The sequence below is a fragment of the Microbacterium sp. Marseille-Q6648 genome, assembly GCF_943181415.1.
Lineage (GTDB): Bacteria > Actinomycetota > Actinomycetes > Actinomycetales > Microbacteriaceae > Microbacterium.
In genome coordinates this window covers 125,484-142,373 of the sequence record NZ_CALPBZ010000002.1, presented here as the reverse complement: position 1 = coordinate 142,373, position 16,890 = coordinate 125,484, and the positions used below count along the sequence as shown (strand labels likewise).

At 71.9% G+C, this 16,890-nt stretch carries 12 protein-coding genes; 2 read left to right on the top strand and 10 right to left on the bottom strand.

Annotated elements, in window-relative coordinates:
* Nucleotides 1–75: 75 nt before the first annotated feature.
* Nucleotides 76–471: a DUF1304 domain-containing protein gene (locus NFR93_RS08310; RefSeq protein ID WP_251452990.1), complete on the top strand. Its 396-nt coding sequence runs from the start codon at nucleotides 76–78 to the stop codon at nucleotides 469–471.
* Nucleotides 472–500: 29 nt separating this feature from the next.
* On the opposite strand, the gene NFR93_RS08305 is transcribed toward NFR93_RS08310, so the two are convergent.
* Nucleotides 501–1,133 carry a thermonuclease family protein gene (locus NFR93_RS08305; protein ID WP_251451889.1) on the bottom strand — a complete coding sequence of 211 codons (633 nt, stop codon included), beginning with the start codon at nucleotides 1,131–1,133 and terminating at the stop codon, nucleotides 501–503.
* 47 nt (nucleotides 1,134–1,180) lie between these two features.
* The gene (locus NFR93_RS08300; protein ID WP_251451886.1) at nucleotides 1,181–1,588 is read right to left on the bottom strand and encodes an LbetaH domain-containing protein; all 408 of its coding nucleotides are present in this window, start codon (nucleotides 1,586–1,588) and stop codon (nucleotides 1,181–1,183) included.
* Nucleotides 1,589–1,893: 305 nt separating this feature from the next.
* Here NFR93_RS08300 and NFR93_RS08295 point away from each other — a divergent pair, with 305 nt between their 5' ends.
* The gene (locus tag NFR93_RS08295) at nucleotides 1,894–3,480 is read left to right on the top strand and encodes a PucR family transcriptional regulator (RefSeq protein WP_251451883.1); all 1,587 of its coding nucleotides are present in this window, start codon (nucleotides 1,894–1,896) and stop codon (nucleotides 3,478–3,480) included.
* A gap of 10 nt (nucleotides 3,481–3,490) precedes the next feature.
* Here NFR93_RS08295 and NFR93_RS08290 read toward each other — a convergent pair whose 3' ends face one another.
* From NFR93_RS08290 to NFR93_RS08255, 8 genes are all read right to left on the bottom strand, one after another.
* The gene (locus tag NFR93_RS08290; RefSeq protein ID WP_251451881.1) at nucleotides 3,491–4,909 is read right to left on the bottom strand and encodes an NAD(P)/FAD-dependent oxidoreductase; all 1,419 of its coding nucleotides are present in this window, start codon (nucleotides 4,907–4,909) and stop codon (nucleotides 3,491–3,493) included.
* Between the two features lie 69 nt (nucleotides 4,910–4,978).
* Entirely contained in the window at nucleotides 4,979–6,631 is a 1,653-nt protein-coding gene (locus tag NFR93_RS08285; RefSeq protein ID WP_251451878.1) for an amidohydrolase, read from the bottom strand.
* A 3-nt stretch (nucleotides 6,632–6,634) separates the two neighbouring features.
* Nucleotides 6,635–7,546 carry an ABC transporter permease gene (locus tag NFR93_RS08280; protein ID WP_353049905.1) on the bottom strand — a complete coding sequence of 304 codons (912 nt, stop codon included), beginning with the start codon at nucleotides 7,544–7,546 and terminating at the stop codon, nucleotides 6,635–6,637.
* Complete coding sequence (locus NFR93_RS08275) at nucleotides 7,543–8,490, bottom strand: ABC transporter permease (RefSeq protein WP_251451875.1); 948 nt, start codon at nucleotides 8,488–8,490, stop codon at nucleotides 7,543–7,545. The genes NFR93_RS08280 and NFR93_RS08275 overlap by 4 nt, the downstream gene beginning before the upstream one ends.
* Nucleotides 8,483–9,667: an extracellular solute-binding protein gene (locus tag NFR93_RS08270; RefSeq protein ID WP_251451872.1), complete on the bottom strand. Its 1,185-nt coding sequence runs from the start codon at nucleotides 9,665–9,667 to the stop codon at nucleotides 8,483–8,485. The genes NFR93_RS08275 and NFR93_RS08270 overlap by 8 nt, the downstream gene beginning before the upstream one ends.
* A gap of 41 nt (nucleotides 9,668–9,708) precedes the next feature.
* Nucleotides 9,709–10,869 (bottom strand): ABC transporter ATP-binding protein, encoded by a 1,161-nt coding sequence (locus NFR93_RS08265; RefSeq protein WP_251451869.1) that lies wholly within the window; start codon nucleotides 10,867–10,869, stop codon nucleotides 9,709–9,711.
* A 248-nt stretch (nucleotides 10,870–11,117) separates the two neighbouring features.
* Complete coding sequence (locus NFR93_RS08260; protein ID WP_251451865.1) at nucleotides 11,118–11,918, bottom strand: DNA-formamidopyrimidine glycosylase family protein; 801 nt, start codon at nucleotides 11,916–11,918, stop codon at nucleotides 11,118–11,120.
* The gene (locus tag NFR93_RS08255; RefSeq protein WP_251451862.1) at nucleotides 11,911–16,767 is read right to left on the bottom strand and encodes an Lhr family ATP-dependent helicase; all 4,857 of its coding nucleotides are present in this window, start codon (nucleotides 16,765–16,767) and stop codon (nucleotides 11,911–11,913) included. Before NFR93_RS08255 ends, NFR93_RS08260 begins: the two co-directional genes overlap by 8 nt.
* Between the last annotated feature and the right edge of the window lie 123 nt (nucleotides 16,768–16,890).

Here is a 16,890-nt window from a genome sequence, read left to right as displayed (position 1 = left end):
GTGGGGGTCTGCGGGGGGCACCGCCGCGTTTCGCCATGTCGTTCAGCGTAGCCCGGGCGTATCGTTCGCCTCATGATCGCGATCATCGCCACGGTCGTCGCCGCGCTGGCCGCGCTGCTTCACGTCTACATCTTCGTCATGGAGAGCGTGCAGTGGAGCCGGCCCGCGATCTGGCGGCGCTTCGGCGTCAAAGACCAGGCTGCTGCCGACACCGTGCGCCCGATGGCATACAACCAGGGCTTCTACAACCTCTTCCTCGCGATCGGCGCGGTCATCGGGATCGTGCTGTTCTGGGCGGGCGCGTCCGGCACGGCGGCCGAGGTCGCCGGCCGGACCCTCGTGCTGTTCTCACTCGGATCGATGGCCGCCGCGGCGCTCGTCCTGACCACGACGGGACGCGCCTATCTTCGCGCGGCGCTCCTGCAGGGCACGCTGCCGCTGGTCGGATTCGTCCTGATGCTCTTCGCGTAGCCCCGCAGTCGGGGTCCGCGACCCGACGGTCACCAGCCGCAGGAGGCCCATGATCCCACGCCCGCCTCTCGTGCGTCCTGCTCGGCGCGGGCGAGGAGCGGCGCGTGGGCGTCGTTCGGGGCGATCACCATCGTGGTGGCCAGGCCGTCGGCGACGAGTGCGTGATTGACGAACCCGCCGTCCTCTGCCCACACGTACAGCAGCGCGCGGTCGTAGCGGTCGCGCAGTTCGGCGTCAGGTGCCGCCCACACGGTCGAGCCCTCGGGAAGCAGCGCGGCCAGTCGTTCGGCCGCCTCTCGTCCCCCGCACTGCAGCTCGGGATGCACCTCAGGCGTGTCGATCCCGATCAGGCGCACACGCGTCGAGGCTCCCACCTCCAGGATGCCGGGGTCCAGCGCGCGCGCCCGCAGCGTGTCGCCGTCGACGACATCCTCGACGGACAGCCGGATCGCGCCCGCAGGCGGCGGGGGGATCCCGGCCGTAGCGGGTGGTCGATCAGGAGACGGTGAGGCCGGGTCGGTGCGCTCGATTCCCCCTGCCAGCGCGCCCATCGCGACAGCGCCCACCAAGACAGCGCCCACCACGACAGCGCCCACCAAGACAGCGACCCCCAGCATCGCGGCGATCACGAGGGTGATCGTCGGTGCCAGGGGTCGTTTCACATCCGGAACGCTAGCCGGATCGTCGGACGTCGGTGCGGCTGACGCCTTCAGGCGGCCAGTCGAAGCCCGCGACGGTCGGTCGCGACGCGCTCGCCGTCGCCGATCGTCTCGTCGTCGCCGATGAGCGCGCCGCCGGCCACACGGGCTCCGGAGCCGATCTGCGTGCGGACGCCGATCTTCGCGCCGGCGCCGATCGCGGCCTTGGGTCCGATGTGGGCGTGCGGCGCGATGTCCGCCTCCGGCCCGATCACGGCATCCGACTCGATCCACGCACCGCGACCCACGCGGGCGCCCGCGGCGACCTGCACGCCCGGCTCGATGTACGCGCCGGCTTCGACCACGGCGCTGGCGTGCACCTTGGCCCCGTGCGCGATCAATCCGCGGCCGTTCGCGTGCTTGCGGTATCGCAGCGTTTCGCCCCGGTCGTTCTCGATGTCGACGTAGTTCTTGCCCACGATCTCCTCCTCCGGCGCCGGGTGGTGCCGAGTAAAGGTAGAACTCGGCGTTGTACAGATTCATTCCCCCGCATCCACCCGTTTGGATGCACGGTCTTGCCACTTCTTCGTCGACGAGGTATGGACGGATTGGATCGGTTCGGCACGGTGGTTGTCCGGACACTTCGACCGGACCGTCGGATAGGCTGGCGACGACCCGAACTCGCAAGCCGGAAGAGGTGCCCGCCGTGTTCGAACATCGACAGGATCGGGCAAGTCAGACGGAACGTCCGAGCCCGAGGACGGCCACCGAAACGCTGCCGACGGTGCGCGAGGTCATCGCTCTGGACGCCGTGGCGCAGGGTGTGCCGGAGGTGGTCGTGGGCGGGGCCGCGCTGGACGCCCGCGTGCGGTGGCTGCACGTCTCCGACAACGCCGGTGTCGGCAAGCTCCTCTACGGTGGCGAGCTGCTGCTGTCCACCGGAAAATCATGGCCGGTCGACACCGACGAGCTGCGCGCCTTCATGTACGAGCTCGCGGACGCGGGGCTGTCGGGGGTCATCCTCGAACTCGGCACCCACTACCAGTACACACCGGCGGTGGTGATCGAGGCGGCCCGCGAGCGGGATCTCGCGCTGGTCATCCTGCATCGCGAGCTGAAGTTCGTGAACATCACCGAGGCCGTCCACCGACGTATCATCACCGGCCAGACCGATGCCCTGCGCGCTCGCGACGAGGTTCGCGAGCGCTTCACCGCCCTCGCCCTGCGCGGCTCGCCCGCCGACTTCATCGTGCATCAGCTCGCGCAGACGCTGGGCGCGCCGGTCGTTCTGGAGAACCTCGCGCACGAGGTGGTCGCCGCCGAGGTGCCCCTCTCCCTCGAGGACGAGCTGTTCACCGACTGGGAGCTGCGCTCGCGCTCCGCGCACCGGCGCGCCGAGCACCGGCGCGAACGTGCGCTGCCGGCCGGAGACGAGGACTGGCTGGTCATCGCCGTCGAGGCGCGCGGCATCCGCTGGGGGCACCTTCTGGCCCTGCCCGGGCCCGAGCATGCCGCCGGTCGCACGGCGGTGCTCGAGCAGGGCGCCATCGCGCTCGCCGTCGGGCGCCTCGCCGACGGTGATCTCGATGAGTGGGGTCGCATCGGCCGACGCCGCCTCGTGGACGGCCTGTTGGCCGGACGCTTCGCGGGTGCGGGCGGCGCCGCCGCACGGCTGGAGGCCGCGGGCCTGCCGGTGCGCGGGGCGAGGCTCTACGGGGTCGTCGTCGCCGGCGCACCCGTCAGCGCGGAGGGTGCCGAGGCTGCCGGCCGCGCACTGCGCGCGCGGGTGCTGACCGGATCGGCGCCCGACGCCGTCGTCACTCCGGCGTCCGCGCTGCTGCTGTCGGTGCCCGCCGACGCCGTCTTCGACGATGCGGCGGCCCTTGCGTTCGCTCGCGCGGCCATCGACCCCGCGGCCGACGCCGAGCGCGTCGTGGTGTCGGTCGGCCGTGCCGCAGAAGACATCGACACCGCGCTGATCTCGCTGCACGAGGCCGTCGACCTCGCCCGTGGGCGCCGTCGCCGCACCGGCCGCGGCCCGCAGCTGCGTCGCGCCGAGAACCGTCCGCTGGTGCAGCTGGTCACGGCGCTCCGCGACGACCACCGGGTCCTCGACCACGGCGAGCGGATGCTGTCGCCCCTCATCGTCCACGACCTCGCCCGCGGCGGCGATCTGCTCGACGTCCTCGAAGCCATGCTCGCCCACCCGGGCAACCGCACGGCGGCGGCATCGGCGTCTCATCTATCGCGCTCGGTGTTCTACCAGCGCATCGCCCTCATCGAGCAGCTTCTCGGCGTCGACCTCGACGACGGCGAGACGCAGACGGCGCTGCACCTCGCACTGCTCGTCCGACGCAGCGCCGGCCGCTGACCCGGACCGGCTACGAATCGAACCCGAGCCCGACGGCGTCCAGGCCTCTCAGCAGGAGGTTCCGCCGGCCCGCGTGGTGGTCGGCACGATCGAGGGACCACCGCGTCGCGTTGATGCCGAGGGCGGCCGCGGGCTCGGGCGGGAAGGGAAGCGGGCGGCGGCGCACCATCTCGAGCTCGGTGCGCTCGGTCGGAGCTCCGTCGAGGAGGTCGAGCATGACGTCGCCGGCGAAGCGCGCGGCGCCGACGCCGAGACCCGTGAAGCCCGCGGCGTAGGCGACCCGGCCGGCGCGTGCGGTGCCGAAGAAGGCGCAGAACTGCGTGGACGTGTCGATCGCGCCCGCCCACCGGTGGGTGAAGCGCAGGCCCTCCAGTTGCGGGAAGGTGGTGAAGAAGTGACTCGCCAGCCGGCGGAACGACTCCGGACGGTCTTCGTACTCGGCGCGCACGCGGCGGCCGTAGTGGTAGATCGCGTCGTAGCCGCCGAAGAGGATCCGCCCGTCGCTCGTCGGGCGGTAGTAGTGGAACTGGTTGGCCATGTCTCCGATGCCCTGGCGGTCGCGCCAGCCCACGGCATCCCACTGCTGCGCGCTCAGCGGCTCGGTCATCAGCACGTAGTCGTAGACGGGGACCGTCATGAGGACGTTGCGCCGGAGAAGCGACGGGAACACGTTCGTGGCGAGCACCGCGCGGGGCGCGGTGACGGCGCCGTCGGCGGTGACGACGCGCACGCCGGCCCCCGCGTTCTCGAGGGCCCGCACCGGCGCTTCCTCGAAGATCACGGTGCCGCGCTCCTCCGCCGCGCGCGCCAGCCCCGCCGCGAGCCGGGCCGGGTGCACCAGGGCGTTGCTGCGGGTGTGCCACACCGCGCCCAGGTACGTCGGCGAAGCGACGGATGCCCGGACCGCCGCCTCGTCGAGGAACACCGTGTCGGCGCGGTGGGCGTCGCGCTCTTCGTGCAGCCAGGCGAGCTGGTGCGGTTCGGTGGCCACGTCCAGTGCGCCGACGCGCTCGAACTGCGCGTCCACGCCCCACGCGGCCAGGTCCGCCTCGAAGGCGTCGAGGTTGTCCTGGCCGAGGCGCTCGAGCTGTGCGATCTCCTCCGGCCACCGGCGCACTCCGTTCTCGTGACCGTGGGTGAGGCTCGCCTCGCAGAAGCCGCCGTTGCGGCCCGACGCCGCCCACCCGACGGTGCGCGCCTCGACGATCACGACGTTCGCGGCGGGGTCGCGTCGCAGAGCATGCAGCGCCGTCCACAGGCCGGTGTACCCGGCGCCCACGACGACGAGGTCAGCGGTGTGCTCGCCGACCAGCGCCGGCCTCGTCGGCACGAGGTCGGCCAGCCAGAAGACGCTTTGACGAGAGTCCTGCAGGCTGTGCGCGACGGCGGCGGAGGAGGCGGGGTGGCGTTCGAAGACCGTGGTGCCCACGGCTATCACTTCCCTGGTGTGTGTGGTCGGTCGTGGGGTGGCGAAGGCGTCGGGGGGTGCGGCTCGGGGCTAGGCTTCGGCGGCCGCGTGCACCCGCTCGCCTTCGACGAAGGTCTGCAGCACGCGGGTCGCGCCGATCTCGTCCGCCGGGGCGGCGAACGGGTCGCGGTCGAGGACGGCGAGGTCCGCGTACGCGCCCGCGCGGATCGTGCCGGTGACCTCGTCCAGGTGGTTCACCCATGCCGACCCGGCCGTGTACGCGGTGAGCGATGTGGCGAGGTCGATCGCCTGTTCGGGGAGGAACGGCTCGTCGCCGCCCTCTTCGCCCGGCGCCGCCGTGCGGTTGACCGCGACGTGGATGGCCGCGAGCGGGTCGGGTGACGACACCGACCAGTCGCTCCCGGCCGCGAGCACGGCGCCGGAGCGCAGCAGATCGCCGAACGGGTACTGCCAGGCGCTGCGGCGGGGCCCCAGGAACGGCAGGGTGAGGTCGACCATCTGCGGCTCGAGCGTGGCCCACAGCGACTGCATGTTCGCCGCCACGCCCAGCGCGCGGAACCGCGGGATGTCGTCGGGGTGCACCACCTGGATGTGCGCGATGTGGTGCCGGTTGTCGCGGCGGCCGTTGCGGGCGATGGCGGCCTCGACGGCGTCGAGGCACTCGCGCACGGCGCGGTCGCCGATGGCGTGGAAGTGGACCTGGAAGCCCTCGGCGTCCAGCAGCGGGACGGCCTCGTTCAGGACCGCCGGATCGACGAACGAGATGCCGGAGTTGTCGGTCGGGTGGTGGTGCCCGTCGTGATAGGGCTCGAGCATCGCGGCGGTGAAGTTCTCGGCCACGCCGTCCTGCATCACCTTCACGCTGGTGGCGGCGAAGCGTCCGCCGCGGTATCGCTCGCGACGCTCCCGCAGCGACGGGATCTGCTCGATGCCGCGGGCGCGATCCCACCAGATCGCGCCGACGACGCGCGCGGTCAGGGTGCCCTCCGAGGCGGCCTTCAGGTACGCGGGGCCGGGATCGCCGGCATCCCCGTAGCTGCCGACGATGGCGTCCTGCCACGCCGTGATCCCGAAGGAGTGCAGGTGGCGCTGCCCGACCAGCAGCGCCTCGGTCAGGCGTTCGAGCGGCTCCTCGGGGAGGAGGCGGTTCACCAGCGCCATCGCCCCCTCATGCAGCGTGCCCGACGGGTTGCCGTCGGCGTCGCGCTCGATGCGCCCGTCCGCGGGGTCGGGGGTGTCGCGGTCGATCCCCGCCAGGCGGAGCGCCGCGGAGTTCACCCACGCGCCGTGGCCGTCGCGGTTGGGGAAGAACGCCGGACGATCGGCCAGGACCGTGTCGAGCAGCGCCGCCGTCGGTGTGCCGCCCGGGAAGGCCGACATCTGCCAGCCGCCGCCCAGGATCCACGGGTCCTGTGCATGGGATGCCGCATACCGGCCGATCGCGTCGATGTACTCGGGCGCCGTGTGGAACCCGGCCAGGTCGCAGCGCAGCATGTCGAGTCCGCCCCACACCGGGTGGACGTGCGCGTCCTGGAAGCCGGGGATGAGCATGCGCCCCGCGAGGTCCACCACCTCGGTGGACGGGCCGACGAGGTCCCGCACGTCGTCGCCGCCGACGGCGACGATCCGGCCGCCCGTCACCGCGACCGTGGTCGCCCGCGAGCGAACGGTGTCGGCCGTGAAGACCGGGCCTCCGGTGAACACGAGATCGGCGTACGACATCGCTCAGCCCCCGGTCATCGTCCGGGCGATCTGCGTGGCGTTGTCGCCGGCGCGCTTGAGCACCAGCGCGACGAGGGCCAGGGCGACGAGGGTCAGCAGCAGCATGATGGTCGACACCGCCGCGATCTCGGGCCGGAGTCCCGAACGCAGCGCGCTGAGGACGTACACCGGCCAGGGCGTCGTTCCCGACACCTGCACGAACGCGGCGATGATCGTGTTGTCGAGGCTGAGGGTGAACGCCAGCAGGAACCCCGCCAGGACCGCGGGCATCGCCAGCGGCAGCGTGATGCGCCGGAATGTGGCCAGGGGAGGGGCGTAGAGGTCGTTCGAGGCCTCTTCGAGATTGGCGTCCTGGCCGACCAGACGCGCGCGGACGATGTACGAGACGACCGCGGTCGCGAACAGCGACGAGCCCACCGACAGACGCACGATGCCGTCATTGAACATCGACAGCCCGACGTCCTGCCCGAGGAAGACCATCCACGGGAGCAGCGCGACGGCGTCGACGATCTCGGGGGTGACCGAGACGAACAGCAGCAGGCCGAGGAACCACCACGTCCACTTCCCCGGGTAGCGGGCCATTGCGATGCCCGCGAGGGTTCCGAGGGCGGTCGCGATGATCGCGGCGATGAAGGCGGTGATCAGCGACACTCGCACCGCGCTCTGGATGGCGGGCTTTTCGAGGATGGTCAGGAACGCGTCGATGCCGAAGCCGTCCCACGCGACCAGGAGGCGTCCGGTGTTGAACGAGTAGATGACGATGACGATGATCGGCGCGAACAGGAAGAGCATCACCATAACGCCCCAGACATTCAGGGCGACGTCCGTCCAGGGCCTGCGCACCAGTCGACTGCGGCGGTTGGGGCCGGTGGCCCCCTCGCGGCGGAGGATGGTCTCGGTCTTGGTCTCGCTCACGAGTTCACCTCGGCGGGGGTCTTCACGGCAGGGGCGGGGACGGCGCCTGCGGGCGCGGCGGCGGGGCCGAGGACGAGTCGGTTGCGCCTGCGGAAGGGAAGCGACACGAGCCACACGATGAGGCCCGCGACGGCGATCGTGAGGGTGATGACGAGCATCAGCACGACCGCCATCGCCGAGCCGAGGGCCCAGTTCTGCGCCGTCTGGAACTGGCTCGCCACAAGTTGGCCCACCATGTTGCCCTTCGCGCCGCCCAACACGGTCGCGGTGATGTAGTCGCCCATCAGCGGGATGAACACCAGCAGCACGCCGGCGATGATGCCGGGCTGCGACAGCGGCAGGGTCACCCGGAAGAAGGTGGCGACCGTCCCCGCACCCAGATCCTTCGAAGCCTCGCGCAGGGCCGGGCCCACGCGGTCGAAGGCGACGAAGAGCGGGAGGATCATGAGCGGCAGGTAGTTGTACACCACGCCGATCAGCACCGCGGTGCGGGAGTAGAGGATGTCGAGGGGGCCGCCGATCAGGCCGATGGCCTGGAGGAACTCCGACACGGCGCCCTCGGGCGACAGGATCACCTGCCACCCGATCGTTCGCACCAGGAAGTTCGTCCAGAACGGCACGAGGACGAGGGCGATGAGGATGCCGCGCCGCTCGGGCTTCACTTTGAAGGCCATCCAGTAGGCCACCGGTGCGCCGATGAGGAAGCAGAGGATGGTGCCGATCACCCCGACCCACAGGGTGTTCTGGAAGGTCGAGAAGAAGGTCGGCGACATCGCCTCGACGTAGCGGTCGAACGACAGGATGTCGTTCGCGTGCGTGCCGAAGATGCCGGGCTTGTAGCCGAAGCTGAACCACACCACCATCAGCACGGGCGCGACGAAGAAGAGCAGGAGCCACACCCACGCCGGGATCGCGAGCGCGGCGCCGGTGGGGCGTCTACGCACCAGCGGCGGCCTTCATCTCGTTCCAGATCTCGACGCGGCGGGACTGGGAGTCGTTGAGGACCTGCTCCTTCATGGACGACAGCTGCTCGGGCGTGAAGAACATCAGGTCGAGCATCTCCAGACCCGCGTCTTCGGCTGCCTGCTCCATGTCCTTGCCGCCGACGTTGTAGCCGATGTAGTCGAGGTTGAGCAGCAGGTTGTCGGGGGTCATCGACCAGTCGATGAACGCGTGGGCCGCCTCCGGGTGCGGCGCGCCTTCGGCGATGGCCCAGTTGTCCATCCACAGCTCCGTGATGGGACCGGGCAGCACCCACTGCCAGCGTTCCGGCTCGCTGGACTCCATGAGTCCGAGACGCGCGTCGCCGTTCCACGACTGCATGAGCGCGTGGGTCCCCTGGGGGATGGCGTTGCTGCCGGCGTAGGAGTCGAACGCCGAGATGTGCGGGGCGATCGTGTTGACCAGGAAGTCGGCGCACGCGTCGAGCTCGGCGGGGTCCTCGGTGTTCCAGTCCATGTCGTTCGCCCAGAAGTAGGCGCCGAGGATGCCGGCGGGGTCGTCGGACATCGACGTCTTGCCGCTCGCTTCGTTCTGCGCGGCGTCGAAGAAGTCCGCCCACGTGGTCAGCTCGCGGGTGATCACGTTCTTGTCGTAGACGAAGCCGGTCGTGCCCCACGCCTTGCAGACGGAGTACTCGTTCTCGGGGTCCCACGCGCGACCGAGGTAGGCCGGATCCATGTTCGACATGTTCGGCAGCAGGTCTTTGGTGAACGGGAGGAGCAGGCCGTTCTCGATCATCTGCGGGATGAAGACACCGGTGGGCACGACGATGTCGTAGCCCGAGGTGCCCTTGGCGGCGATCAGCTTCGCGATCAGCTCCTCGTTCGACGAGTAGGAGTCCAGCGTCACGCGCGGACCCAGCTCCGAGGTGAACGACTCGACCACCTCGGGCGAGTCGTAGTCGCCCCACGTGTACACCGAGAGGCTGTTCTCGAGGGAGCCGCCGGTGGCCTGCGGCTGCGGCGTGGTGCCGCCGCCGCTGCTGCACGCGGCGAGGAAGGCGGCCCCGCCGGTCATGGCCGCGATGCTCAGGAAGCGCCGGCGCGAGACCTCGCGTGCGATCACCTGTGCGGCGCCTTCGGGGGCGAGGATGCGCAGGGGGTTACGGGAGTCGGTCATCGTGGTCTCCTGGGTCGGGTCGGAGCCTGGCGGCGAGGCGGTCAGCGGGTGGGCGGGGCGATGTAGCCGCCCTCTTCGGCGGCGTCGTCGAGGGGGAACAGAAGGACGTTCTGCGCCGACCACGTGCAGGCGACGGCGTCGCCCACGCGCAGGCTCGGTGCGTCGGGGGTCGGGCGGCGGACGATCAGACTCTGATCGCCGCCGAGCTGCACCAGGTACTGCATGGTGTCGCCGAGGTGCGAGACGCCGATGAGTTCGCCGCGGGCGACGTTGGCCTCGCCGGCGGTGGCTGCGGCATCCCTCTCGATGCGGATGAACTCCGGGCGGACGGCGGCCTCGCCGCGCGAGCCGCGGAGAGTGGTCGCCCTCCCGCGCACGAGAGCGTGGGGTGACGCCACCGCCGCGCCGGATTCGACGACGTCGCCGCGGAAGAAGTTCTGCTGCCCCACGAACGCGGCGACGTACGCGGACGCGGGCCGGGCGTAGACGGTGTCGGCGTCGGCCAGCTGTTCGATGCGACCGGCGCGCATGATGGCGATGCGGTCGCTCATCGAGAGCGCCTCGCCCTGATCGTGTGTGACGAAGACGAAGGTGATTCCCAGTCGCGCCTGCAGGAGCTTCAGCTCGAGCTGCATCTCTTCGCGCAGCTGACGGTCGAGTGCGCCCAGCGGCTCGTCGAGCAGAAGCACGGCAGGACGGTTGACGAGCGCGCGCGCCAGGGCGACCCGCTGCTGCTGGCCGCCCGACAGCTGCGTCGCCTTGCGATCGCCGAAGCTGCGCATCTGCACGAGGTCCAGCGCTTCGGACACGCGATCGCGAACCTCGGACTTGAGCGTGCGCCGCTGCTGGAGGCCGTAGGCGACGTTCTCGGCGACCGAAAGATGCGGGAAGAGGGCGTACGCCTGGAAGACGGTGTTGACGTCGCGGCGGTACGGCGGAACGTTCAGCACCGACGCTCCAGAGATGCGGATGTCGCCGGCATCGGGGTGCTCGAAGCCGGCGATCATGCGCAGCGTCGTGGTCTTGCCGCAGCCGGAGGGGCCGAGGAAGGAGATGAACTCGCCGGGCTGGATCGACAGCGACAGGTCGTCGACGGCCACCGCGTCGCCGTAGCGTTTGGTGATCCCCTCGAGGTGGACCGACCCGCGGCCCTCGGTCGTGACGGATCCCGTCACCGTGTCCGTCTCGGTCGCCGTCGTCACCTCGTGAGGCCCTCCTGATCGCGTCGGGCCTCGCCGCCCGGCGGTGGAATGTTGTCGTCATTCAATACACGCGGTCCCCGGCGGTGCAATGGTCGCGCGCGCGAACCGGACGATCCGCGGACGGGCCGGTCGCCGCCCGACAGATCGTCCGGAGTTGTGTAACGGTATGGAAAACGTGGCGTTTCCTCACCGGCATCCGGGCACGATCCCGTGCGGGGAAGGGCGCATGCGACAGATCGTCCGCCGCGTCAGGTCGCGGGCGCCTTCTGGCACGTCGGGCACCAGAAGACGTTGCGCTCGCGCGTGGGGTCGGCCCCCAGCGAGCCGCTGCGGATCCGTGTGCCGCAGCGGCGGCAGGCGCGATTCTCGCGGCCGTAGACCCACGTGGAACGGCCCGGACGGGCGTCGCCGGTGAAGGTGCGTCCGCTGCGGTCGCGGTTCGCTCGGATCATGCGCGCGCCGAGATCGATGATCGCCGCCGTGTCGGTCTCGTCGGCCGGGACATCGGGCAGGATGCCGCGCACGAAGAGGATCTCGTTGGCGTACTCGTTCCCGAAACCCGCCACGTTGCGCTGATCGAGGAGGGCGACGTGGACGGCCCGGTGGTCGGACCCCAGGCGGCGTGCCGCTTCGCCCGGATCCCAGTCGTCGGCGAGCGGGTCGGGACCGAGGTGCCCGACGAGTCGATCCTCTTCGCGCGTGGGGACGACCGAGATGTCGGCGAGGTCGAATCCCACGGTCTCCCACTCCGTGCCGTCGGGGACGCGCGCGGTCACGACCGCGCGCGCGGTGTAGGCGGGTCGGCGCCAGCGGTCGCCCGGGCGGTACACGTCCCAGCGGCCCTCCATCTTCAGGTGCGAGTGGAGGGTGACGTCGCCGATGCGGTGGAGCAGGTGCTTGCCCCGCGGCACGACCCCGTGCACGATCTCGCCGGTGAGGTCGACCGTCGCCGCCTGCGGCACCCGCAACTCGAAGCGCGTGACGACGCCGCCCGCGAGCGCCGCGTCGAGCCGATGAGCGGCGCGGTAGACGGTGTCGCCCTCAGGCACGGGCGGCCTCTCGCGCGGCGTCGCCGGCGGTGAGCCGGCGGAGGGTCAGGCCACGCGGCGACTCGACGAACCCGGCATCCCGCAGCGCTCGGCCGATGCCCGTCCCGTAGACGAACTCGCCGTTCACCTGCTCGATCGTGAGGGTGTCCAGCCGTCGGGTGCGGGCGGTGGCGACCAGGTCGCGCGCGGCAGCCGCCAGGGCGGCGTCGTCGTCGGTGAAGACGAGCGCCGACTTCCCGCCGCGCTCGAGGTACAGCGTCAGGAAGCCGTCGACGAGCACCACCAGCCCGCCGGCCTTGCGCCCGGGGCGGTGGCCGACCCCTTCCAGGGCGGGCCATACCAGCGCGGCGCCGTACGGATTGGCGGGATCGGTCGCGGCGAGGGTGACGGCGCGCTTCGGAGGCGGGTCGCCCGCCGAGGCGAACTCGCGGATGCGGTCGATCGTGGCGGACGCGGCGAACTGGGCAGCTCCCAGCTTCTCGATGACGTACCCGCGACGGCAGTGCCCGGCATCCTCGAAGCCCGCGAGGATGCGGTAGGTCTGCGCGAAGCCCCCGGGCACCGCCTCCGCCTGCACCGACCCGCGCGTGACCACGCCGTAGCGGTCCAGGAGCAGGCTCGCCGTGGCCGTCGCCCGCAGGACCGGGTCGGCCTCGGGGGCGGGCAGCAGCGACCAGCGGCCGCCGACGGCCGACGGCCGCGCCGGCGTCGCGGCTGCGACCGTGCGGACGGCGGCGCCACGGTACATGCGGGCGCGAGGAGCTCGGCGAGCGGTGCGGTGCGCGGTCTTGCCACCCGCGAGCAGGGTCCGCACCGGCGCGAACGTGTCGTTGGTCACCCGGCCCGCCCAGGTCAGCCGCCACAGCGCCTCGACCACGGACTGCTCGTTCTCCGCATCGGCGAGGCTCTTCAGCTGCCCGGCGAAGTAGGCCCCGCCACCGTCGAGCGCGGCGAGCACGCGGGCGTCGAGGGAGTCGGAGGCGACGTCGTCCTCCGGCTCGGGGAGGGTGAGGGTGAGGCCGTCGGCCGGGTGCAGGGCCACCCAGCCGTCGCGTCCGGGAAGAGCGCCGTGCCCGGTCCAGACGACCTCGCCGGTCGACGTGAGCTCGTCCAGCATGCCCGCCGTGTAGTCGGCGACGCGGGAGGGCAGGATCAGCGACTCCCAGGCGCTGGCCGGAAGCGGCACCCCCGCGAGCTGCTCGATGACGGCCGCCACCCCGTCGACCCCCTCGAGCGGACGCGTCACGTGCTGCCACGTGGGCAAGAACCGCGCGAACGCATCCTGCGGGACCGGTTCGACGCTTCCCCTGATCGCCGCCAGCGAGCGCATCCGCAGTCGGCGGAGCACCTCGGCGTCGCACCACTCCGTCTGGTCGTCCGCGCCCGCGCCGGCCGCGGGGAGGAAGTAGCCGCTGGCCAGCCGCCCCTGGGCCTCGAGGCGCTGCAGGGTCAGGCGCGCCACGGCGATGCCGATGCCGAGGCGTTCGGCGACGGCATCCGTCCGGAACGGACCGTGGGTGCGCGCGTGCCGGGCGACCAGATCGCCGAGCGGGTCGGCCAGGGGTTCGAGGAAGGCGTTCGGGATGCCGACGGGAAGGGCGGCGCCGAGGGCGTCGCGCAGGCGGCCGGCGTCTTCGATGGCGGCCACCCGCGCGTGCCCGGCGAGGGTGACGGGGATGGCCCGGCGGGCGGTGATGAGGGCGTCCAGGAGTGCGGCCGCCTCGGCCTCGGTGGCCGGCATCGGCGCGTCGGCTTCGTCGTCGACGTCGGCGGCGGGTCGCAGCCGCAGCGCCACCTCGGCGGCGTCGAGGGGGCCGAGCAGGCGCAGCAGGTCCGCCACTCCCTCGGCGCCCCGCACTCGCCGGTCGGGGTCGAGTCGCTGCGCCTCGCGCTCGAACTGCGCGATCACGTCGGGGTCGAGGAGCTCGCGCATCTCGATCTTGCCGAGCAGCTCGCTCAGCAGCGCGGGATCCACCGACAGCGCGGCCGCCCGGCGTTCGGCCAGCGGCGAGTCGCCCTCGTACATGAACGCGCCGACGTAGCCGAACAGCAGGTCGCGGGCGAACGGCGAGGGCTGCGTCGTGGTGGTCTCGACCAGGCGGATGCGGCGCTCGCCGATGCCGCGCACGATGCCCAGCAGCGCCGGCACGTCGTACACGTCCTGCAGGACCTCGCGGAGGGTCTCGAGGATGATCGGGAACGTCGGATGGCGCCGGGCGACTTCGAGCAGCTGGGCCGAGCGCTGTCGCTGCTGCCACAGCGGACTGCGGCGGCCGGGGTTGCGTCGCGGCAGCAGCAGGGCGCGGGCCGCGCACTCCCGGAACCGCGACGCGAACAGCGCCGAACCGCCGACCTCTTCGGTGACGATCTGCTCGAGCTCGTCGGGGTCGAAGACGAACAGCTCGGCTCCGGGCGGTTCGGCGGTCGCGTCGGGGATGCGCGCGATGATGCCGTCGTCGCTGGCGACGGCGGAGCCCTCGACGCCCAGCCGCTCGCGGATGCGGGCGTTGACGGCGAGCGCCCAGGGGGCGTGGACCTGCATGCCGAAGGGCGAGTGCAGGATGACGCGCCAGTCGCCGACCTCGTCGCGGCTGCGCTCGACGGTGAGGGAGCGGTCGGTGGGCAGCGTTCCGGTTGCTTCGCGCTGTTCGGCGAGGTAGGACATGAGGTTGCCGATGGCGCGTTCGTCCAGGCCCGCCTCTTCGAGCCGCTCATGGGCCTTCGCCGGGTCGGCGGCCGAGACCTCCCGTGAGAAGCGGCCGAGCGCCTCGCCGAGCTCTGCGGGGCGGCCGATGCCGTCGCCGTGCCAGAACGGCAGCTTGCCGGGCTGGCCGAACGCGGGCACCACGTTGACGCGGTCGTGCGTGATCTCGACGATCCGCCAGCTGGTCGTGCCGAGGGTGAACACGTCGTTCACCCGCGATTCGTACACCATCTCTTCGTCGAGCTCCCCGACGCGGGCGTTCTGCGACTCGCCCGCGACGAAGACGCCGAACAGCCCGCGGTCGGGGATCGTCCCGCCGCTGGTGACCGCGATCCGCTGCGATCCCGGGCGACCGGTGAGGGTGCCCGCGTCGCGGTCCCAGACGACCCGCGGGCGCAGCTCGGCGAACTCGTCGGACGGGAAGCGTCCGGCGATGAGGTCGAGTGTGGCCTCGTACGCCGACCGCGGGAGCGAGCGGAACGGGGCGCTCCGCTTGAGCGTCTCGTACCATCCTTCGACGTCGATGGGCCCGAGCGCGCAGGCGGCCACCGTCTGCTGCGCCAGGATGTCGAGGGGGTTCTGCGGGATCGCGATCGCCTCGATACGACCGGCCAGCATCCGCTCCGTCACGATCGCGGTGTGCAGGACGTCGCTGCGGTGCTTGGGGAACAGCGCCGCGCGGCTGACTTCTCCGACCTGGTGTCCGGCGCGGCCGATGCGCTGCAGGCCCGATGCGGCGCTGGGCGGGGCTTCGACCTGGATCACGAGGTCGACCGCTCCCATGTCGATGCCCAGTTCGAGGCTGCTCGTGGCGACGACGCAGCGCAGGATGCCGGACTTCAGCTCCTCCTCGACCTGCGCGCGCTGCTCCTTCGACACCGATCCGTGGTGGGCCTTGGCCAGCACCGGAGCCGCGCCCGCGCTGGATCCGGCCTGCGCCATCATCGCCGCGGGCGGCGCGGCGTCGGCGGGAGCGGGGATGCCCAGTCGCTCTTCGTAGATCTCGTTGAGGCGTCCGGTCAGGCGCTCGGCCAGGCGGCGCGAGTTGCAGAAGACGATGGTCGACCGGTGAGCGAGGATGCGGTCGACGATCGCCTCCTCCACGTGCGGCCACACCGACCCCGTCGCCTCGGCCCCGCCGTCGTAGCCGGCGCCGTCGGGCCCTGCGGTGCGGCCGGTGCCGTCGCGGTCGGCGAACCAGTCCTCGTCGATGGCCGGCGCCGTGTCGGCGGCATCCCGATCGGCACCGTCGCGATCGGCACCGTCGCGAGGCCCCGGCGCCGGGGCGCTGCCGGGCGGCGGCGGAGGGTTGAGCATGTCTTCGATCGGCACGATCACCCGCATGTCGAAGGCCTTGGTCGCGCGCGGGGCCACGATCTCGACCGGCGCCGCGCCGCCCAGGAAGCGCGCCACCTCGTCGATCGGGCGCACCGTGGCCGAGAGCCCGATGCGCTGCGCGGCGGGCGCGGCGGGATCATGGGCGCGACGCAGGGCGTCGAGGCGCTCGAGGCTCACAGCGAGGTGCGCGCCCCGTTTGGTGGCCGCCACGGCATGGACTTCGTCGACGATGACGGTATGGACGTCGCGCAGCGTCTCACCCGCCTGGCTGGTGAGCATGAGGTAGAGCGATTCGGGCGTGGTGATGAGGATGTCGGGCGGCGTCTGCACGAGCTTCCGGCGGTCGCTCGACGTGGTGTCGCCCGAGCGCACCCCGACCGTGACGTCGGGAACGTCGATCCCCAGCCGCCGCGCGGCCTGGCCGATGCCCACGAGGGGGGAGCGCAGGTTCCGCTCGACGTCGACGCCCAGCGCCTTGAGCGGCGAGATGTAGAGCACCCGCGTGCGGCCCGCGCGAGGGGTCGTGCCGCTGTCGCCGCCGCGGCGGGCGCGAGACCCGCCGGTGTCGTACGGCTCGCGGAAGACGCGGTCGATCGCCCACAGGAAGGCCGACAGGGTCTTGCCCGATCCGGTCGGGGCGACCACGAGCGCATTCCGGCCCGCCGAGATCGCCTCCCAGGCGCCGACCTGCGCGTCGGTGGGACGCGGGAACGCGCCGCGGAACCAGTCCCGGGTCGCCGGTCCGAAGCGCTCGAGCACGGCGTGGGTCGCATCCGGCCCGCCGCCGCTCGTCTGAGGCGCACTCATCCCTCCATCTTGGTCCCCGCCTCCGACAGCGGGGCGGGATTGACAGCGGAGCCGCCGGCCGGATCACGGGGGCGCGCACCCGAGGCGCGCCCCCGTCCTGAGGCCACCCGCCTCAGGTGGACG

What these genes read in the sequence shown, in the direction of transcription:
- NFR93_RS08285 (WP_251451878.1), bottom strand. Translation starts at nt 6,631, where the DNA reads ATGTCGTACGCCGATCTCGTGTTCACCGGAGGCCCGGTCTTCACGGCC.
- NFR93_RS08270 (WP_251451872.1), bottom strand. Translation starts at nt 9,667, where the DNA reads ATGACCGACTCCCGTAACCCCCTGCGCATCCTCGCCCCCGAAGGCGCC.
- NFR93_RS08255 (WP_251451862.1), bottom strand. Translation starts at nt 16,767, where the DNA reads ATGAGTGCGCCTCAGACGAGCGGCGGCGGGCCGGATGCGACCCACGCC.